The following is an 18,938-nucleotide window of genomic DNA, read 5'->3' as shown; positions in this document are numbered from 1 at the left end:
GGGGGGGGGGGGGGGGCCCCGCGGGGGGGGGGGGGGGGGGGGGGGCGCCCCCCCGCCCCCGCGGGGCGGCTGTGGCCGGTGCGGGGGGGCCGGGGGGCGGGGGGGCGGCCCCCCTGCGCCCCCCCACACCTCATGCGGTCGGACGCCACCCCCCTGACTCAGCCCGTCCGCACGGGGATGGTCCTGGTCGCCGCCTTCTCCTCCGGGACCGGGACCGCGATGGTCAGGACACCGTCCTTGTACTGCGCCGTCGCCTCGTCACCCTTGGCTCCCACGGGCAGCCGGACCGAGCGTGCGAAGGTGCCGTAGCGGAATTCCGTCCGGTGCTTCTCCTTGCTCTCCTCGGTACGCTCGGCGCGCACGGTCAGCACTCCCTCGGCGACGGTGATCTCGACGTCCTTGGCGGGGTCGATGCCGGGCAGCTCCGCCCGCAGCACGTACATGCCGTCCTTGAAGTGCTCCTCGACCCGGATGCCGTGCAGGACCGGAGTCCCGTGCGCGGTGGGGAAACCGCCCTCCGCCCAGCCGAACAGGTCGGGCAGGACCGGCCAGCCGGGCCACCGCTCACGTATGCCGCTCATCCTGTGCCTCCTCTCGTTCTTGGCCATCTCCAGCTTCGTACGCGGGAGTTGGGCGGGGATGGGGCCGACCTTCCCGTTCCGGGCGCCGATCGGCCCCGCCTGGTCTCCGAGCCACCGAGCCCGGCAGCGGCCGGGGTCGAGGCCGCGGTGCCGGGTGCGGCGGACGGCGCTGTGGGGGCGGGAGTGGGAGCTCGTCGGACCGTAGTGGGGCCGCAGGACGGGCTGAGCGAGGGAACCCGTGATCCTGGCCCGTACCGGCTCGTCGGTTCCCGGTGGGGACACGGCCGGCCGGGCCGCCCACGAGGCCCGGCTGCGGGGCGTGCCGCTCCGTGTGCGGCGCGCCCCGCTGCCGACCGCAGTCCCCGCCACGACGGACGTCTACGAGGTGCGGTCGGTGCTCAGTCCTCGGCGACGAGGGCGGTGAGGTCGAGGAGCCGGTTGGTGTAGCCCCATTCGTTGTCGTACCAGCCGAAGACCTTGACCAGGGTTCCGTTGGCCTGGGTGAGGGCGGGGTCGAAGATGCAGGAGGCCGGATCGCCGATGACATCACGGGAGACGATGGGGGCCTTCGACACCCGCAGGATGCCGTTGAGGGGGCCCTCGGCGGCGGCCTCGAACGCCGCGTTGATCTCCTCCGCGGTCGCCTCGCGGTTCAGCACCACCGCGAGGTCGGTGAGCGAGCCGTCCTCCACCGGCACCCGCACGGCGATCCCGTCCAGGGCCCCGGCCAGCTCCGGCACCACCAGACCCACCGCGCGGGCGGCGCCCGTGCTGGTCGGGATGATGCTCAGCGCCGCCGAGCGGGCCCTACGCAGGTCCTTGTGCGGGCCGTCGAGAAGGGACTGGTCGTTGGTGTAGCCGTGGATGGTGGTCATCACACCACGGTCGATGCCGAAGGTCTCGTGCAGCACCTTCACCATGGGCGCGACGCAGTTGGTGGTGCAGGAGGCGGCCGAGACGACCTGGTGCCGCCGCCGGTCGTAGGTGCCGTCGTTGACACCCATGACGACGGTGGCGTCCACGTTCCTGCCAGGCGCCGACAGCAGCACCGTGTGAGCGCCCGCCTTCAGGTGCAGGGCCGCCGAGTCGCGGTCCCGGAAACGCCCGGTGGACTCGACGACGATCCCGGCCCCGTAGTCGGACCAGTGCAGGGCGGCGGGGTCGCGTTCCGCGGTGACGGCGATGCGCTGCCCGTCGACGGTGATCGAACTGTCGTCGTGCACGACCTCGCGCCCGATGTGCCCGAACGTCGAGTCGTACTCCAGGAGATGGGCAAGGGTGGCCGGCGAGGTGATGTCGTTGATCGCAACGGCCTCGACGTCCTGGATGCCCGCCTCGGCGCGGTCGAGGGCCGCGCGCAGAAAGGTGCGGCCGATCCGGCCGAAGCCGTTGATGCCGACGCGTACGGTCATGATGGCGAACTCCTTGTCGGGTAGGGGTGTTCAGCGGTTCCGGGTCCGGTCGGCGACCCCGTGCAGGTCGGTGCCGTGGTCGTGGATCCGGACGTGGCGGCGGTTGCGTGCGCGGTCAGTGCGGGCGGCAGCTCAGACGAGGGCGGCCTTCAGCACCCCGAAGGCCGTCTTCGGGTCGGCCAGGGCGTGGTGGACACCGGGGATCTCACGGTCGATGCCGAGCAGGCCGTAGACAGCGCGCATGGCGCCGCGCACCGAGTACTCGACGGTGAAGACGACGTCCTCCGGTATCTCCGTGAACTGACCGAGGAAGGCGAAGTTCGCCGCGCCGCGCGGAATCACCAGGGGCCGGTCCTGCGGGGTGCGCGGGGCGAACTGGCTGGTGATGTACGGCAGCATCACCGGGATCACGGTCGTGGTGGCCGCGACCTGCTCCTCGATGTCCGACATGCCGAGGTGGCCGAGGAGTTCGGTGAGGATTTCCCGGCCGGTGCACCGTGCCATCGGCTTGCCGACGAAGTCGCCGTCGCGGTCCACGAACAGGCCGTAGCCCCACAGGGTGTACACGTCCTCGGGCTGGCCCTCGAAGTGCGGGGCGTGCGGGACGACGATCGACATCAGCCAGCCGGAGTGCTTGAACGTCATCAGCCCGCCGGTGCCCGGGAGGTTGCCGGACAGTTCCTCGATGCGGTGCAGCAGGAGCGAGCTGCGCAGGGTGAGGGTGAAGGACTCCCACTTGGCCTCGTCGACGTTGCCGTGGAAGACAGCCGGGCGACCGAAGTCGTCGGCCTTGGCGGCGAGGGTCTCCCACAGCCGCCAGCCGCCGTCGCGCTTGTCGCGGATCAGCTCGGGCGCGGTGTCGTCGCCGCCGTAGGCGGAGTCGGCGGTCATGGAGCCGAGGGTGAGGAACGCGTAGTCGGTGGTCGCGAGGTCGTACGCGTCGGGCTGCCCGGAACGGTCGAGGTGGAGGCGGCGTATCCGCCGGGTGCCGCTCGCGTCGGTGGTGAGGTCGACGTCGGTGACCCGGACGCCGTGTTCGAAGCGCACGCCGAGTTCCGTGAGCCACGCCTGGAGCGGGCGGATGATCGAGTCGTACTGGTTGAGCCGGGTCCGGCGCACGCCCGACAGGGTGTGCATCCGGGGGAACTCCTGCATGAAGCGCAGGAAGTAGCGCCTGAGCTCGATGGCGCTGTGCCAGTTCTGGAAGGCGAAGGTGGTGCGCCACATCGCCCAGAAGTTGGTCTCGAAGAAGTGCGGGGAGAAGAACTCGTCGATCCGGCGGGCCCCGATCACCGGCTCGGGAAGCACCAGAAGCCGGGTCAGCTCCATGCGGTCGCGGGTGGTGAGACCGTAGTCGGAGGCGTCCAGGATCTCGGCCCCCTTGCCGATCAGCCGGGCTTTGGCGTCGGTGGGCCACTTGGCGCTGAACGCCCGGATCTCCTCACGCACGGACACGGTCTCGTCGGTGAGGGTCGGGACGCTCTCCAGGAGGTTCCACAGGCAGGTGTACGCCTCGTCCTCCAGCATGCGGCCGCCGCGGCTGACGTATCCGGCGGGTCCGCCGCGGCCGTCCATGGAGCCGCCCGCGACCGGTAGCTCCTCCAGGATGTGGATGTGGTCGCCGGGGAATCCGCCGTCGCGGATCAGGAAGGCCGCGGCAGCCAGCGAGGCGATGCCACCACCGGCGAGATAGGCCCGAGGGTGCTGCGGAGCGTCGGTCACGACGTCCCTCCGTTCTGCCGTCGCCGCACGGAGCGAGCGGCTCGTATCGGGGTCCTCGTATCGGGGTCACCGTCACTCAACGCGCGGCGCGATTCCGGCAGGCAGGGGCCGGAAGTCCCGGTTCATGTGCCGACGGGCCCTCACCGGGAGACGACCGAGCAGATCCGGACGACATGTGGCCGGATCCCGGTTCCTCTCCTTGCAGGTGGGCTTCTCCGTGCCTGCGCTCACCGCCGGACGGGGGCGCGGCGCGGCCCGCGCCACCGGAGGAAACACCACCGGGTTCGCCCTCCTGCGGCGGTGAGGGACGTTCGGCCCGCTCTCGGGGCCGGGCAGCCCCTGCCCCGGCCGGCTTCGCGTGGAGACGCTGGTGGCGGGGAACCTGCAGCACCGGATGCAGGCACCGATCCGAGGGAGGTGAGGGTCGTGCTTCGTCCCGTGGTCGTAGGGCTGGACGGATCACGTGAGAGCCTCACGGCGGCCGACTGGGCGGCACGGGAGGCCCTGCGGCGCGACCTGCCGCTGCGCCTCGTGCACGCGGCCGAGGCGCCGGTCAACGGCACGTCGGACCTGCCGGAGCTCGCGGTCCCGCGCCACTGGGCGCGCCGCATCCTGCGCGAGGCCGCTGAACAGATCAACGACCGCTACCCCGAGCTCTACCTCCGCGGCGAGCAGGTCGCCCCGCCCGCCGCGCAGGCGCTCGTCACCGCGGGAGACGCCGGAGAACTGCTCGTGCTCGGCAGCCGCGCGTTCAGCGGATTCGGCGGGTTCCTGGCCGGCTCCGTGGCACTGCAGGCGGTGACCCACGTGAAACAGCCCGTCGTCCTGGTACGGGCCGGTCAGACGGCCGAGGACGAACACGTCCCGGACGCGGAGGGCCGCCCTTCGGCGGCGACCCCGTACCGCACGGTCGTCGTCGGAGTCGACGCGGCGCGGCCGGCCGAGCAGGTACTGGCGTTCGCATTCGAGAGCGCGGCCCTGCGCCGCGCGCCGCTGCGCGCGGTGTACGCCTGGCGACTGCCGTTCGCGCGGGGCGCCGCGGATGCCTTTGCGCGCGAGACGGAGGAGGCCGCCGCCCGTGCTGCGCTGGCCACGGTGGTCTCTCCCTGGCGGGAGAAGTTCCCCACGGTGGAGGTCGTAGAGCTGGTGGAGGAGGGGCATCCCGCACAGCGGCTGCTCTGCGCCGCGCAGGACGCGGGCCTGCTGGCCGTCGGCCGCCGGACCCGCCAGGCCCGGCTGGGCGTGCACACCGGGCCGGTCGCCCACGCGGTGATGCACCACGTCCGCTGTCCGGTGGCGATCGTGCCGCACGACTGAGCGGCCCACGCCGGATGCGCCGTGGCCCGGCCGTGGTCCGTCCCGCACGTGACAGGCCGGACGCGGCGACCGGGACGCCTCGCCGGAACACCGCAGAGGGACGCGGCGGGTGCCGCGCCCACCCGGATCCTGGGGAGGGCTCCCGGTTCGTCGCATGCGCGATTGCCATTATTCCGTGACGTCCGTCACAGCGGTTTCGGATCTAGGGGTGCCGGATAGTAGCGGCTCCTCTGGCGACATACGGGATTTGTCCGGCTTGGGGGCGACAGCTGCCCCACCCGTATTCACGGCTTCCCTTCCGCGAACCATCGCCATCCGTTCGGTGCCGCCCACAGGGATTCTGACGGGGCGACAGGCCTCCGCACGGGTGCGGGAAACCGGATCAGCGCGCACCGCCCTCGCGACGAGGGCCGCCCGAGCCTACGAAGCGTGCTAGTACCGGAGGCCTTTGCGCATCGCGTCAAGGCGACCTAAGAATGACGACCCGTACGACGCCGCCGCAGCTCGGGAGCGGGTTACTCATGGGTACACATCGTAAGAAGACGCGTTGCAGGCGCATAGTCGTCGCCGCGGTGGCCGTGGGCACCGTGGGCATACCGTCCGCCGCCATGGCCTGTACCGACTGGCCCGTCAGCGCAGGACACCGGTCCGACGCCGCCACGAAGAGCGCGGCGAAGGAGTCGCGGCACACGAAGGGCTGGTGGGACGAGGCGAACTGGGTCCGCCCCTGGAACGCCGCCCCGGCCGGCGAGCCCTCGGCGACGGCGTCGGCGGCGCCGGGCGGCACGAAGAGTCCGAGCGCCTCCGCCGCCACGAGGACTCCGCACGCCCCCGCGAAGGCCGGGGCCGGGAAGGCCAGCGCGCCGAGGCCGAAGGCCACCGTGACCTGGCACGCCGCACGGACCACCGCACCGACCACCGCACCGACCGCCGCTCCCCAGCCCCGCACCAGCGCGTCCCCCGGCCCGCGGAACACCACCGCCCCGGCCCCCGCGACCTCCGCCCCCGCCCCCAAGCCGTCGAGCAGCCCGAAGGCCACCGGCACGGCGTCCGGAGTCGTCGCCCGCATCGTGGAACTCGTCAACGCCGAGCGCGGCAAGGTCGGCTGCTCGGCCCTCACCCTGAACCCGACCCTGTCCAAGGTCGCTCAGGCGCACAGTGAGGACATGGCCCTGCACCAGAACATGTCGCACTCCGGCTCCGACGGCTCCTCCCCCGGCGACCGGCTCACCAGTGCCGGCTACGCCTGGAGCGCCTACGGCGAGAACGTGGCCTACGGTTACGCCACGCCCGAGCAGGTCATGGCGGCTTGGATGGCCAGTCCGGGCCACAAGGCCAACATCCTCAACTGCGCGTTCAAGGAGATCGGCGTCGGTCTGGCACAGCCCGACAGCTACTGGACCCAGGACTTCGGCACCGCTCGCTGACACCCGTCGACGACGACCGTCGGCCCGACGCCCCGGTGAGCGAGGGCGGAAGGTGCTCCGGACCCGGCGCTAGCCGCGCTGAGCCAGCGGAAGGACGAAGTAGCAGCCTCGGTCGTCGTCGTCCCGCACGACGGGGTGCACGGCGAAGCCGAGGCGCAGTTTGAGCTGGTGGTTCCCGACGCTGTCGCCCGAACTGTGCGACCTGACCTGGTGGCAGCCCTGCCGGCCGGCGGCCGCGACGACCGCTCGTTGCAGGGCGGTCCCCACTCCCCGTCGACGCCATCGCCCGTGCACACCGAAGGCGAGGATCTTCGCCTCGTGCACCGCCTCCCCCTCGAAGGTGATCGGCGGGCATCCGGTGTCGGGGCCTATGGGCTGCACGACGTAGCGGCAGAAGCCCACCGGTGTGCCGGCCGTGTACGCGGCGAGCAGGTGGGAGCTTCGATGGAACTCCGCGGTGAACCGCACCCAGTCGCGCTGACCGAGTTCGTCGACCAGTTCCCACACCGGGTCGTCCTGCGGACCGCCGCCCAGGACTTCGCCGATCTCGATCTCCATCCTCGGGACAGTAACGACGGCCCTTCCCGAGCGCCAGCGGTTTTCCACGGCCGCCCAGGCCACCGGGGCCGCCCGGCCGCACGCCGATGGTCAAGAGTGCGTCACATGGCCGGGGCGGCTGAGCGGGCGGGAGCCGGCCGACGTACTGAAGGGGCAGGTAGACGCGACTCCGACGAAGGGCACCTCCTTGATTCCGCGACGCATCGGCCTGAGCATCACCGCGGGGCTCGCCTCCGCTTTCCTGCTGGGGGCGTGCGGTTCCTCGGACGGCACCGGGACCGCCGGCGCCGCCCCCGCCGCCCCCACGGCCCCGGTCACGTCGGCCACGTCGGCCGCTGCGGCGACCCCGGTTCCGGCGACCTCCGCACCGGCCGCCGCCGCCGGTGCCGTGAGCGGGCAGCCGGTCACGACCGCCGCGGTGACCGCCAGGACGGCCCAGGGCCTGGGCAGCATCGTCACCGACGACAAGGGGATGACCCTCTACCGCTACGACAAGGACGAGCCGAATCCGTCCAAGTGGACGTGCAAGGGTGCGTGCACCAGGACCTGGCTGCCCGTGATCGTGCCCGAGTCCGTGCAGACCTCGGGGGTGGAGAAGAGCCTCCTCGGCACGGTCCACCGGAACGGCCAGACGCAGCTCACCCTGGCCGGCTGGCCGCTCTACCGGTACGTGGGCGACACGGCCGCCGGACAGACGAACGGCGAGGGGAAGGACGGCGAGTGGTACGCCGTCACTCCCTCGGGCCAGAAGTCCACCGCGACGGGCTGACGCCCAGCGCGGCGATCGACTTCCAGGACCTGTTCCGCTTGAACGGGATCTCGAAGACCTTGGAGAACAGCCACGCCCCGAGGATCGAAGCCGGCAGGCCCACGGTCAGTGTGAAACAGAACGTGGGCAGGCCCGGTGCCACGACATGCGGGGCTACTCGGCGGATCACGGCCAGGACGATCGGGAGATGGATCAGGTAGAGGCTGTAGGAGAAGCCGCCGAGGCCGTGGACGGGGCGTGCGGTCAGCAGTCGTACCAGGACGGCGGGCCTTCCGGTCGCGACGGCGGCCAGCAGCAGGGTCATCGCGGGAGCGACGGCCAGGTCGATCCAGAAGTAGTGGTGCACCGTCCAGACGGAGCCGCGGACGGCGCACAGCGCCAGGACCGGCAGGGCGGCCAGGGTGGCGAACCATCCCCAGGGCAGGCGCCGCACCCGGTCCGGGGCGGCGACGGCACCCGCGCCCAGCACCCCCGCGGCGAACACCGGGGCGAGATGGGGAGCGAGCCAGTTGTCGCCCTCCACCGGGTTCGCGCCGGGCGCCGTCAGGCCCCAGACGATCACGGGGAGCGCCGCGCACGCGGCCAGCAGCACGGCACCCCAGCGTCGGCGGACGAACAGCAGCAGCGGGAAGAGGAGGTAGAGCTCGGCCTCCACGCCTATCGACCAGAAGGCGCCGTTCGGCGTCGGGGCGCTGACCACGTCCTGGGCGACCAGGCCGTACACCAGGACGGTCGCGCCGGTGGGCGGCCCGAGGTGCGAGGCCGGCACCACGCACCACGAGACCAGCAGGCTCATGGCGAGCGCCGCCCAGTACGGGGGCAGGATGCGCCAGGCGCGGCGGCGCAGGAACTCACCGACGCCGGCCGGCCGCCAGCCGTGCCGTGCCGGGGAGATCGCCAGGGAGAACCCGGACAGCACCAGGAAGAACACGACGGCCAGGCGCCCGAACATCAGACCGCCCAGCCAGCCGGGCGCCGAACTGCGCGGGTAACCGGGGAAGGTGTACAGCCAGCAGTGGAACAGGACCACGTACAGGGCCGCCAGGCCACGGAGCCCGTCCAGGCCCCGCACCTGCCGACGGCTCCCCGCTCCGTCGCCGTTCCCGTTCCCGTTCTCCTCCTGGCGCACCGGGACGGCCAGGTCGAGAGCACCGCCGGCCGGGCGACTCGCATCCACTGAAATCGTTCAACCCCTTCTCCGGGCGGCGACCGGCGCGCGACTTCTCGCTGGGTTCGGGCGCCTCCGGGCGGCACGGCGCCGCCCACAGCGACAGGTACGTGACCCCCGGCCGGGCCGTTCAACCCAGGACACAGCCGGGACGGCAGCGCGTCTTACGGAGTCGTGACGTGCGGGCGTGGGCGCGTGGTGCGGGCGCCGCGCGCGCCTAGCGTGACCGTATGCGTGTACTGGTCACCGGCGGTGCCGGGTTCATCGGGTCCCATGTCGTCGAGGCGCTGACGGCGCGCGGGCACGAGGCGGTCGTGTTCGACGTGCGTGACGACCCGGGCGCCGACGTGCGCAGCCCGGGGGCGGTCGGGCGGGCGCTGGCGGGGGTGGACGCGGTCTGCCATCAGGCCGCGATGGTCGGCCTGGGGGCCGGGTTCGGGGACGCGGCGGAGTACGTCTCGCGCAACGACCTGGGCACCGCCGTGCTGCTCTCCGCGATGGCCGACGCGGGGGTACGGCGCCTGGTGCTCGCCGGGTCGATGGTCGTGTACGGGGAGGGGCGGTACGAGTGCCCGCGCCACGGCGTCGTACGGCCCGGCCCGCGCGCGGTCGCCGATCTGGACGCCGGTCGGTTCGAGCCGCGCTGCCCGGAGTGCGGCGCGACGCTGACACCCGGACTGGTGGGTGAGGACGCGCCGGCCGACCCGCGGAACGTGTACGCCACGACGAAGCTGGCCCAGGAGCATCTGGCCGCCGCCTGGGCCCGGTCGACGGGCGCCTCGGCGGTGTCGCTGCGCTACCACAACGTGTACGGGCCGCGGATGCCGCGCGACACCCCCTACGCGGGCGTCGCCTCCTTCTTCCGGTCCGCGCTGGCCCGGGGTGAGGCGCCCCGGGTGTACGAGGACGGGCGGCAGCGCCGGGACTTCGTGCACGTCCGGGACGTGGCCGCCGCCAACGCGGTGGCGCTGGAGGCGGCGCCGGTCCCAGGTGTGCTGACGGCGTACAACACCGGAAGCGGCGAGCCGCACACCGTCGGCGAGATGGCCCGCGCGCTGGCCGAGGCGCACGGCGGACCGGCCCCGGTGGTCACCGGGGAGTACCGGCTGGGCGACGTGCGGCACATCACCGCCGACTCCTCCCGGCTGCGGACCGAACTGGGCTGGAAGCCCGAGGTCGGGTTCGCGGAGGGGATGCGGGAGTTCGCGCGGGCGCGGTGAGCTACGGCGCCGCCGGCAGGGTGACCTCGAAGCGGCAGCCGCCGGGGATGTTGTGCACGGTGGCCCGGCCCTGGTGGGCCTCGACGATCCCGCGCACGATGGCGAGGCCGAGGCCGGCCCCGGCCGGCGGGGTACGGGCGTGGCTGCCGCGCCAGCCGGTGTCGAAGACGCGCGGCAGGTCCTCGTCGGGGATGCCGCCGCAGCCGTCCGTGACGGACAGGACGACGGCGCCCTCGGCGGACCGCTCGGCGGCGACCGCGACCGTGCCGTCGGGGGGTGTCCGGCGGATGGCGTTCACCAGCAGGTTGCCCAGGACCCGGCTCATCTCCTTGCCGTCCACCTCGACCGGCACCGGCTCCACCCGGTCGCCGACCAGCCGGACGCCGTGCTCGCGGGCGAGCGGGTCGGCCCCCGCGAGGGCGTCGCCGACGAGGTCGTACAGGGACATCCGGCTCGGGCTCAGCGCGAGCGTGCCCGCGTGGATGCGGGACAGCTCGAAGAGGTCGCCGACCATGTCGTTGAGGCGCTCGACCTCGGTGCGGATCTGTCGGTGGTAGCGGCCGGGGTCGGTGGCGACGCCGTCCTCCAGCGCCTCCGACATGGCGCGCAGACCGGCCAGCGGGGTGCGCAGGTCGTGCGAGATCCAGGCGACCAGTTCGCGGCGCGAGGTCTCCAACGCGCGTTCCCGCTCCCGGGACTCGGCGAGCTTCGCGCTGGTGGCCGCCAGTTCGCGGCTCACCTCGGCCAGTTCGGCGGTGGCCGGCACCGGGGGCACGGCGAAGTCGCCGTCCTCGCCGAACGAGCGTGCCGCGCGGGCGAGTTCACGGCTGCGGGCGACGACCCAGCGGCCCAGTACCAGCGCCGTGGCGAGGGACACCACGGCCGCCATCGCGACGACCGTGGTCACCACCGACAGGTCGTGCGGGGAGAGGAACATCGCCCAGGCGACGGCCAGGGTGCCGGCGAGCATCGCGACCACGCCGACGGTCGCCACCACGGCGAGGGACGCGGTCAGCGAACGGCGCCGCAGCAGACGCAGGGCGGCCGCACCGAGCAACCCCGTCCCGGCGGCGCCGGCGAAGGCGTACAGGGCGATGAGGAGCGTGTCGCGCATGGTCAGGCGGCCCCTTCCGACGCGTGGGGTGCGCCTGGTGCGGATCGTCCACCTGGTCCGTCGGGGGCGTCTGACGCGGTCGGCTCGAAGCGGTAGCCGACGCCCCATACCGTGCGGATCAGCCGCGGCCGGGCCGGGTCGTCCTCGACCTTGGCGCGCAGCCGGCGGACATGGACGGTGACGGTGGACAGGTCACCGAAGTCCCAGCCCCACACCGCGCGCATCAGGTCCTCCCTGCCGAACGCCCGCCCCGGGTGCCGCAGGAAGAAGGCGAGGAGGTCGAACTCGCGCAGGGTGAGGGCGAGTTCGGTGCCGTCCTTGGTGGCGCGGCGGGCGCCGGGGTCGAGGGTGAGACCGGCGGAGGAGAAGGACCGGCCGGCGGGGGCGGGACGGCTGCGGCGCAGCACCGACTCCACCCGCAGGACCAGTTCGCGGGGGCTGAAGGGCTTGGTGACGTAGTCGTCGGCGCCGACCTCCAGACCGAGGATGCGGTCGTCCTCGTCGCCCCGTGCGGTGAGCATGATGACCGGGACCGGGGCGTGGCCGCGCAGCCGGCGGCAGACCTCCAGGCCGTCCATGCCGGGCAGCATCAGGTCGAGCACGACCAGGTCCGGCCAGTGGGCGGAAGCGCGGGTCAGGGCGGCGGGGCCGTCGTCGGCGTGGTCGACCAGGTACCCGGCGCGCTCCAGGTATCCGGCGACGATCTCGGCGACGGTCGGGTCGTCGTCCACGACCAGAACCCGGGCGGCACCTGCGGTGGCGGTGCCGCCGGCCTGGGTCTCGGTGAGCTCGTACGGCTGCTGCATGCCTCCACCCTCGCACCGGGCCGTCCGGAGTGTCGCGGCCGAGCGCGGGCTCGGGGTGCGACGTCCGCGATTCGTAAGAAACCGGGGGAGGCGGGGCCGGGGCGCCGACGTCCGCGTTTCGTAAGGCGGTCGGGACCGATATGCCCGTTTCGCGTCCGTAGGGTGAGAGCCGTGACCACCTCCTCCTCCCCTTCTCTCCCTCCCCCCGTGGCCGATGTGGACGTCGTCCTGCCCTGCCTGGACGAGGCGGCGGCCCTGCCCTGGGTGCTCGGCCGGATTCCGGCGGGCTGGCGAGCCCTCGTGGTGGACAACGGCTCCACCGACGGCTCGGCGGACATCGCCCGCGCGCACGGGGCGAGCGTCGTCCACGAGGCGCGGCGCGGGTTCGGTGCGGCGTGCCATGCGGGGCTGGCGGCGGCGACCGCCGGCATCGTCTGCTTCTGCGACTGCGACGCCTCGCTCGATCCCGGGCTCCTCGTGCCGTTCGTACGGGAAGTCCTGGACGGCGACGCGGACTTGGTGCTGGGCAGGCGGCGCCCGCAGGGGCGGGGCGCGTGGCCCGCGCACGCCCGTGCGGGGAATCTGGCGCTGACGCGGATGCTGCGGCGCCGTACGGGGCTGCGCCTGCACGACCTCGGTCCGCTGCGTGCGGCCCGCCGCGAGGCGCTGCTCGGGCTGTCGCTCGACGACCGGCGGAGCGGGTACCCGCTGCAGATGGTCGTCCGGGCCGCCGACGCGGGGTGGCGTGTCACCGAGCACGAGGTGCCGTACCGGCCGCGTGTCGGCTCCTCGAAGGTGACGGGAACCTGGCGCGGCACCTGGCAGGCGGTACGGGACATGAGCCGCGTACTCCACGAACCACCTCCGGTCCGGGCCGACGGAGCCTGAACGCGCGGTTCTCCGCCGGACCCTCACGAGACACCCCGGCCGCGGGCCGGTGGGGGCTGGTCGCGCAGTTCCCCGCGCCCCTGACGGGGCGCCGCATCGACCGCGTCTCCCCAGCCGCCGGAGCCTCACGAGACACCTCGGCCGCGGGCCGGTGGGGCCTGGTCGCGCAGTTCCCCGCGCCCCTGACGGGGCGCCGCACCCACCCAGTCACGGCCGCGGTGCTGCTTCGCGGGCGGTGCGCGTCCTCACCCCTCGGTCCATCCCCACCGCACCAGTCAAAGGGACCCCCGCATGACCACCCTCCTCGTCATCGCCAAAGAACCCCGGCCCGGCAGGGTCAAGACGCGGCTCACCCCGCCCTTCTCCCCCGAGCAGGCCGCCGCCCTGGCCGAGGCGTCGCTCGCGGACACCCTCCACGCCGTCGCCCGGACCTCGGCGACACGCCGGGTGCTCGTGCTCGACGGCCGGCCCGGCCCCTGGCTGCCGCCCGGCTTCGACGTCGTGCCGCAGTGTGCCGGCGGTCTGGACGAACGGCTGGCCGACGCCTTCGCCCACTGCCGCGGCCCCGCCCTCCTCATCGGCATGGACACCCCTCAGGTCACCCCGGCCCTCCTCACCGTGGACTTCGCGGAGTGCGACGCGTACCTCGGTCCCGCGGAGGACGGCGGGTTCTGGGCGCTGGGGCTGGCCGACCCGGACCCGGCGCTGCTGCGCGGGGTGCCGATGTCCACGGCGGAGACCGGCGCAATCCAGCGGCAGCGCCTGCGCACCGCCGGACTGCGTGTGCGCGATCTGCCCCGGCTGCGGGACGTGGACACCGCGGCCGACGCGGCCGCGGTCGCCGCCCTCGTCCCGCACGGCCGGTTCGCCGCCCTGTTGAACAGGTGCACGGCGGGCAGTGGAACGGACCGCCGGTGACCGCCCCGCCGACCGCCCCCTGGACCGGCACCGACCCGTATGCCGCCGCCCTGCGCGCCGGGCACGGACCGCTGTTCCTGCGCCGCGCCGACGGCTGGCTGCTGCCGCTGGACGTCGAACGCTGGTGCGCGCGGGCCGATGCGGTCGACCGGGCGGTGCTGGACCGCTGCGAGGGCGCGGTCCTGGACGTCGGCTGCGGCCCCGGACGGCTGGTCGTCGAACTCGCCGGCCGGGGTCGTGCCGTCCTCGGCATCGACGTCAGCGCGGCCGCCGTCGACCACACCGTGCGGCTCGGCGGCCAGGCCCTGTGCCGCTCGGTCTTCGATCCGCTGCCCGGCGAGGGCCGGTGGGGCACCGTGCTGCTGATGGACGGCAACGTCGGCATCGGCGGCGACCCGCGCGCCCTGCTGGACCGGGTGGCCCGGCTCCTCGCCCCCGGCGGGCTGCTGATCGCCGAGACGACCGAGGTGGACGTGGACGAACGGGCCCGCGTCCACCTCACCGACACCCGGGAGGCCGTCGGCGCCCCGTTCCTCTGGGCGCGGCTCGGCACCCCGGCCCTGCTGCGCTACGCGCGCGGCTGGGCGCAGGCCGCTCAGTGGGCGGCGGGCGGGCGCCGCTTCGTGGCCCTGCGCAGCCGCAGCGCCAGCAGCAGGGCCGAGCCGCCGAAGAGCGCGGCGGTGATCAGCAGCCAGCGGAGCAGGAAGCCGTCCGTGGACTGGCCGGTGGCGGACCGGTAGCGGTCGTCCACCATGCCGCTGATCAGCGGGAACCAGACGAGCAGGAGCAGTGCGGAGAGCGCGGCCGGGACCCGGACGTACATCGTCCGGTCCCGGCGCCCGGCGGTGTCCAGCCCCCGTACCACCGCCCGGTCGGCCAGCGCGTACAGCGGCAGCAGCACGAGGTCGTGCAGCAGGGCCGCCCCCACCACCCACAGCGCGACGCCGAGCCAGTCGCCGGACAGCAGCCGTACGCCGGCGTAGGCGGCGAGCGCGAAGGAACAGACCAGGAGGAGGATCTGGAGGGGGCTGCCGAGGGCGGGACGCGGACGCATCACAGGTCTCCGAAGGTGATCCGGGCCACCCACTTGGTGTTGAGGACACCGGGTGCGGCGGGCACGATCACGCGCGCCGGGTAGCCGTGGTCGGGGGACAGGTCCTCGCCGTTCACCTGGAGGGCGAGCAGGGAGCGCGGGTCGGCGACCTGGTTGGCGCGCAACGCCCCGCGCCGGAAGGCGCCGTGCCGTTGGAGGGACTCGACGAGCACGTCCGGCGGGTCTCCGTCGTAGCCGACCAGCGCGGCGAGGTCGCGCAGCCGCACCCCGCGCCACCACTGGTCGGCGGTCGACCAGCCCTCCACGCAGGCGATCGGCAACGCGGCGCTGTGCTGGGGCAGCCGCAGGAGTTGGGGGCGGCTGAGGCGGACGGTGCGGCCGCCGAGTCCGGTGACGACGAGCCGCCACGCGTCCTCGCCGGTCTCCTTGGGATCGATGCCGGCGTACGCGGCCGTCTTGTTGATCTGGAAGCCGTCCGGGCCGCTCCCGGGGTCGGCTCCGCCGTGCGGTGCGAGCAGCGCGGTGCGGCGCAGCGCGCCCCCGATGCTCTGCCCGGCGGTCGTGACGAGCAGCAGCAGCGAGGCGCCGGACACGAACCGGAGCGCACCGCGTCGCGAGACGGTGGGCGCGTCCGGCCGCGGTGACTCCAGCTCCGCCTCGTCCTGACGCCGACCGCGGACGGCCCGGAGCGCCGCCGGTGTCTTCAGCGCCGCGTGCGCCAGGAACGCGGCGAAGAACACCCAGGCGCCGTAGAAGTGCAGGAGGTAGAAGGAGCCGGGGAAGAGGTAGTCGAGCTGGACGTTGAGGACGCCGGTGGTGAACTCGAAGAGACCGCCGCCGACCAGCAGCAGCAGGGAGATCCGCTCCAGGCCGTGGGCGAGCGAGCGGGCCGGGGGCAGCGTGAACAGCTTCGGCACCACCGACCAGAGCTTGGCGAGCAGCACCGGGACGAGGGTGATGCCGAGGGTGACGTGCAGGCCCTGGGTGACCCGGTAGAGCCAGTACGGGTTCGTCGGCCAGGCGAAGAGGTAGAAGCCGAGGAGGCCCTTGTCCGGGGTCTGGTCGTTCACCGGGGCCAGGTCGGGGTTGTACGCGGCGTACGACAGCAGTCCCGTCACGAACAGGACGGTGATGCCGACGAGCAGCACCAGGCCGAGCACCGAGGTGAACCAGGTGCCGCGCACCGGGCTGCGCCAGAACCCGGGTGAGGTGGGAAGCCGTGCGCCGTCGTTGCGCACGGTGCGTGGGCGGTCGTCTCGCATGGTCCGACCGTAGGCCGGGGGAACCCCGGAAAGGGGTCCGCGCCCCATGACGAAAGTCTGACGTCAGCCGCCTGATCCACGCTCCGGCGCGGTCGCCGACCTAGCGTTCCGGTGTGACCCGCGCCCCGCTCCGTGACCGGTACGCCGATCTGTCCGCCGACCTGATCGCCGTCCTCGCCGCCGCCCTGCTCCTGCTCGTCGCCGTCCTGGTCGGCCGACACCTCCAGGACACCTACCGCGTCCTGTTCGTGCACTGGCCGCCGCTGTTCGCCGACTGGGACCCGCACGTGGGGCCGGGAACCCCGGCCGCCGTGCTGGTCGCGGCCGCGGTGGTGGCGTACGGGCCGGGCCTCGCCCTCCGGCTGCCCTGGCGCGGGCTGCTCGGCGCGGCCTGGGGCACCAGTCTGGCCTGGACGTGGTCGCTGGCGCTGGTGGACGGCTGGCGGCGGGGCGTGGCGACCAGGCTCACCCGCCCCAACGAGTACCTCACGGTCATCGGCCGCTTCCAGGACGTCCCGGCGACGCTGCGCGACTTCACCCACCACATCGTCAGCGGCTCACCCGCAGCCTGGCCGGCCCATATCGCCGGGCATCCGCCGGCGGCCACGCTCACCTTCGTCCTGCTGGACCGGATCGGGCTGCGCGGCGGCGGCTGGGCGGGGGCCTGGTGCGTCACCGTCGGGTCGACGGCGGGCGTCGCGGTGCTGGTCGCGGTGCGGGCGCTGGCCGACGAGCGGCTCGCCCGGCGGGCCGCGCCCTTCCTGGTGCTGGCCCCGGCCGCGGTGTGGGTGGGCGTGTCGGCCGACGGGTACTTCGCGGCGGTCGCCGCCTGGGCGGTGGCCCTGCTGGCGCTCGCGGTGACCGGGCGGTCCGTGGCGTGGGCGGCCGGTGCCGGACTGCTGTACGGGCTGACCTGCTATCTGTCGTACGGTCTGACGCTGTTCGCGCTGATCGGGGTGGCCGTGCTGGTGCTGGGGCGGCGCCGGGGGCGGGCCCGCCCTGTCGTCCTCGCCCTGCTGCTGGCCGGGGCGGCGGTCGTGCCGCTCGTGTTCACCCTGGCGGGGTTCGACTGGTGGCAGGGGTACCGGCTGCTGGTCACCCGCTACTACCAGGGCATCGGCGGGACACGGCCGTACGGCTACTGGGTGTGGGCCAACCTGGCCTGCACGATGGTCGTCACGGGCCCCGCCACGGCGGCCGGTCTGCGCAGGGCGGGTGCCGCACTGGTCCACCGCCGTACCGCGGCCGAGGCCGAGCGGGGTACGGCGGCCGCGGCCCACCGGGGTACCCCGGCCGCCGGGCGGACCCGGCTCGCCCTCCTCGCGGGCGCCGCCCTCCTCGCGCTGCTGATCGCCGACCTGTCGGGGATGAGCAAGGCGGAGACGGAGCGCATCTGGCTGCCGTTCGCGATGTGGCTGCTGCCTGCCTGCGCGCTGCTGCCGCGACCGCGCGCCTGGCTGACGGCCCAGGCCCTGCTGGCGCTGCTGCTGAACCACCTGCTGTTCACGGGCTGGTGATCCGCGGGGTGCCCGGGGTAGACCCTCCTACGCCCGCGGTTCGGGCCGGCCCGTGACCTCGCGCAGCGCCTCCGGGGCGGGGAGACCGTCCGTCCCGTCGGCGCAGAGCTCTTCCGCCTGGGCGTGCTGCGCGGCGAGGAGCGGCATGGACAGGTGGGCCATGTCGCCGGGCGGCGGCGACGTCAGCGACCACAGGGGCGGGGGCGTCCCGTCGGCGACCGCGGCCGGGGCGTCGGTCAGGTTCATCCGCTCGCGCAGGCGGCCGTAGAAGTCCATCGCCGCGAGCCGGACCACCCGCAGCCGGGCCGGGGCGGCGTACACGCCGATCCAGTCCCCCGGCTCCAGGACGCCGCGCACCTGGCCGTCGACGCTGACCGCGGCCTGCCCGGAGCGCTCCAGGACGCGCAGGCCCACAGGTTCGTTCGGGGCTGTGACGACCGACCGGTTGAACGTCATGTGCGGGGCAACCGGTGTGAAGACGAGCGCGTCCGCGCAGGGCGAGACGACGGGTCCGCCGGCCGCGAAACTGTAGGCGGTCGAACCGGTCGGCGTCGCCACCAGAAGCGCGTCGGCCGAGTAGGAGGCGAGCAGCCGGCCGGAGACGTAGACGCCGACAGAGACCTGACGGTCCCGGGACAGCTTCTCCAGGACGACGTCGTTGACCGCGGTGACGTGCAGCGGGACGCCCCAGTCGGTGTCCTGCTCGCAGTCGGTGCGCACCTGCGGCGGCGGCAGCAGCGGACCGCGGCCGTACTGCATCAGCCGCTCCATGTCGGCGGGCATCTCCAGGCGCCGGGAGGCGCGCATGGTGAGCAGCAGCCTGCTGTCGACGGAGTAGCGGTCCTCCCGGATCGCGTCCAGCGCCTCCCGCACCGAGCGGACCGGCACCTCGGTCAGGAAGCCGACCCGGCCCAGGTCGACGCCGAGGACCAGGGCGTCGTTGCGGGCGGCGAGCCGGGCGCCGCGCAGGAAGGTGCCGTCCCCGCCGAGGGTGACGATCAGGTCGGGATCGCCTGCGGCGGCGACCTCCTCCCCCGAGTGGTGCCGTCCGCCGTCGTGCCACACGTCGATGTCGGTGCACCGCACGTCGTGCTCCGCCGCCCACGCCCGTACCCCACGGGCCGCCTCCACCGCCTCGGCGCGCCCGCCGTGCACCACCAGTCCGAGCCCGTTCACCGTCATCTCCGCCTCCAGGACACCACCGT

The 18,938-nt window shown here is 73.8% G+C and carries 17 protein-coding genes; 8 read left to right on the top strand and 9 right to left on the bottom strand.

Features of this window, described 5'->3' with window-relative positions:
* Positions 1–158: 158 nt before the first annotated feature.
* The 3 genes from AB0M11_RS27430 to AB0M11_RS27420 form a co-directional block, all read right to left on the bottom strand.
* Positions 159–581, bottom strand: coding sequence for an Hsp20/alpha crystallin family protein (locus tag AB0M11_RS27430; protein ID WP_365709995.1), 423 nt, complete (start codon positions 579–581; stop codon positions 159–161).
* A gap of 398 nt (positions 582–979) precedes the next feature.
* Positions 980–1,993, bottom strand: coding sequence for a type I glyceraldehyde-3-phosphate dehydrogenase (gap, locus tag AB0M11_RS27425; RefSeq protein ID WP_365709993.1), 1,014 nt, complete (start codon positions 1,991–1,993; stop codon positions 980–982).
* Between the two features lie 132 nt (positions 1,994–2,125).
* Positions 2,126–3,715, bottom strand: a complete 1,590-nt coding sequence (locus AB0M11_RS27420; protein WP_365709991.1) for an oleate hydratase — start codon at positions 3,713–3,715, stop codon at positions 2,126–2,128.
* Positions 3,716–4,141: 426 nt separating this feature from the next.
* Between AB0M11_RS27420 and AB0M11_RS27415 the strand changes: the two genes are divergently transcribed.
* Together AB0M11_RS27415 and AB0M11_RS27410 are read left to right on the top strand one after the other, a co-directional pair.
* Positions 4,142–5,032 carry a universal stress protein gene (locus AB0M11_RS27415; RefSeq protein ID WP_365709989.1) on the top strand — a complete coding sequence of 297 codons (891 nt, stop codon included), beginning with the start codon at positions 4,142–4,144 and terminating at the stop codon, positions 5,030–5,032.
* A gap of 521 nt (positions 5,033–5,553) precedes the next feature.
* Entirely contained in the window at positions 5,554–6,459 is a 906-nt protein-coding gene (locus AB0M11_RS27410) for a CAP domain-containing protein (protein ID WP_365709987.1), read from the top strand.
* A 69-nt stretch (positions 6,460–6,528) separates the two neighbouring features.
* On the opposite strand, the gene AB0M11_RS27405 is transcribed toward AB0M11_RS27410, so the two are convergent.
* Entirely contained in the window at positions 6,529–7,017 is a 489-nt protein-coding gene (locus tag AB0M11_RS27405) for a GNAT family N-acetyltransferase (protein ID WP_365709984.1), read from the bottom strand.
* Positions 7,018–7,204: 187 nt separating this feature from the next.
* Here AB0M11_RS27405 and AB0M11_RS27400 point away from each other — a divergent pair, with 187 nt between their 5' ends.
* Entirely contained in the window at positions 7,205–7,786 is a 582-nt protein-coding gene (locus tag AB0M11_RS27400; protein WP_365709981.1) for a hypothetical protein, read from the top strand.
* On the opposite strand, the gene AB0M11_RS27395 is transcribed toward AB0M11_RS27400, so the two are convergent.
* Entirely contained in the window at positions 7,749–8,963 is a 1,215-nt protein-coding gene (locus AB0M11_RS27395) for an acyltransferase (protein WP_365709979.1), read from the bottom strand. The two genes, AB0M11_RS27400 and AB0M11_RS27395, sit on opposite strands and share 38 nt — an antisense overlap.
* 221 nt (positions 8,964–9,184) lie before the next feature.
* Between AB0M11_RS27395 and AB0M11_RS27390 the strand changes: the two genes are divergently transcribed.
* Positions 9,185–10,174 carry an NAD-dependent epimerase/dehydratase family protein gene (locus tag AB0M11_RS27390; protein ID WP_365709977.1) on the top strand — a complete coding sequence of 330 codons (990 nt, stop codon included), beginning with the start codon at positions 9,185–9,187 and terminating at the stop codon, positions 10,172–10,174.
* Between the two features lies 1 nt (position 10,175).
* On the opposite strand, the gene AB0M11_RS27385 is transcribed toward AB0M11_RS27390, so the two are convergent.
* Positions 10,176–11,288: a HAMP domain-containing sensor histidine kinase gene (locus AB0M11_RS27385; protein ID WP_365709975.1), complete on the bottom strand. Its 1,113-nt coding sequence runs from the start codon at positions 11,286–11,288 to the stop codon at positions 10,176–10,178.
* Between the two features lie 2 nt (positions 11,289–11,290).
* Positions 11,291–12,094, bottom strand: a complete 804-nt coding sequence (locus AB0M11_RS27380; protein WP_365709973.1) for a response regulator transcription factor — start codon at positions 12,092–12,094, stop codon at positions 11,291–11,293.
* A 162-nt stretch (positions 12,095–12,256) separates the two neighbouring features.
* Here AB0M11_RS27380 and AB0M11_RS27375 point away from each other — a divergent pair, with 162 nt between their 5' ends.
* From AB0M11_RS27375 to AB0M11_RS27365, 3 genes are all read left to right on the top strand, one after another.
* Complete coding sequence (locus AB0M11_RS27375) at positions 12,257–12,982, top strand: glycosyltransferase family 2 protein (RefSeq protein WP_365709971.1); 726 nt, start codon at positions 12,257–12,259, stop codon at positions 12,980–12,982.
* Between the two features lie 291 nt (positions 12,983–13,273).
* Entirely contained in the window at positions 13,274–13,900 is a 627-nt protein-coding gene (locus AB0M11_RS27370; protein ID WP_365709969.1) for a DUF2064 domain-containing protein, read from the top strand.
* Complete coding sequence (locus AB0M11_RS27365; RefSeq protein ID WP_365709967.1) at positions 13,897–14,640, top strand: class I SAM-dependent methyltransferase; 744 nt, start codon at positions 13,897–13,899, stop codon at positions 14,638–14,640. The genes AB0M11_RS27370 and AB0M11_RS27365 overlap by 4 nt, the downstream gene beginning before the upstream one ends.
* A gap of 313 nt (positions 14,641–14,953) precedes the next feature.
* On the opposite strand, the gene AB0M11_RS27360 is transcribed toward AB0M11_RS27365, so the two are convergent.
* On the bottom strand, positions 14,954–16,216 hold the full coding sequence (locus AB0M11_RS27360) for a molybdopterin-dependent oxidoreductase (RefSeq protein ID WP_365709965.1): 1,263 nt from the start codon (positions 16,214–16,216) through the stop codon (positions 14,954–14,956).
* Positions 16,217–16,329: 113 nt separating this feature from the next.
* Here AB0M11_RS27360 and AB0M11_RS27355 point away from each other — a divergent pair, with 113 nt between their 5' ends.
* Entirely contained in the window at positions 16,330–17,733 is a 1,404-nt protein-coding gene (locus tag AB0M11_RS27355) for a hypothetical protein (RefSeq protein WP_365709963.1), read from the top strand.
* Between the two features lie 27 nt (positions 17,734–17,760).
* Here the strand turns inward: AB0M11_RS27355 and AB0M11_RS27350 are convergent, their stop codons facing one another.
* A complete protein-coding gene (locus AB0M11_RS27350; RefSeq protein WP_365710001.1) occupies positions 17,761–18,915 on the bottom strand; it encodes an NAD(+)/NADH kinase in 1,155 nt (384 codons plus the stop codon).
* Positions 18,916–18,938 lie beyond the last annotated feature (23 nt).

Source organism: Streptomyces sp. NPDC051987 (assembly GCF_040680735.1).
GTDB lineage: Bacteria > Actinomycetota > Actinomycetes > Streptomycetales > Streptomycetaceae > Streptomyces.
The sequence above is the reverse complement of the archived record's forward strand: the minus strand, read 5'-3'. Positions and strand labels throughout refer to the sequence as shown.

Coding starts and splice junctions, on each gene's coding strand:
- AB0M11_RS27430 (WP_365709995.1), bottom strand. CDS start 581: ATGAGCGGCATACGTGAGCGGTGGCCCGGCTGGCCGGTCCTGCCCGAC.
- gap (WP_365709993.1), bottom strand. CDS start 1,993: ATGACCGTACGCGTCGGCATCAACGGCTTCGGCCGGATCGGCCGCACC.
- AB0M11_RS27410 (WP_365709987.1), top strand. CDS start 5,554: ATGGGTACACATCGTAAGAAGACGCGTTGCAGGCGCATAGTCGTCGCC.
- AB0M11_RS27405 (WP_365709984.1), bottom strand. CDS start 7,017: ATGGAGATCGAGATCGGCGAAGTCCTGGGCGGCGGTCCGCAGGACGAC.
- AB0M11_RS27390 (WP_365709977.1), top strand. CDS start 9,185: ATGCGTGTACTGGTCACCGGCGGTGCCGGGTTCATCGGGTCCCATGTC.
- AB0M11_RS27385 (WP_365709975.1), bottom strand. CDS start 11,288: ATGCGCGACACGCTCCTCATCGCCCTGTACGCCTTCGCCGGCGCCGCC.
- AB0M11_RS27380 (WP_365709973.1), bottom strand. CDS start 12,094: ATGCAGCAGCCGTACGAGCTCACCGAGACCCAGGCCGGCGGCACCGCC.
- AB0M11_RS27370 (WP_365709969.1), top strand. CDS start 13,274: ATGACCACCCTCCTCGTCATCGCCAAAGAACCCCGGCCCGGCAGGGTC.
- AB0M11_RS27360 (WP_365709965.1), bottom strand. CDS start 16,216: ATGCGAGACGACCGCCCACGCACCGTGCGCAACGACGGCGCACGGCTT.
- AB0M11_RS27350 (WP_365710001.1), bottom strand. CDS start 18,915: ATGACGGTGAACGGGCTCGGACTGGTGGTGCACGGCGGGCGCGCCGAG.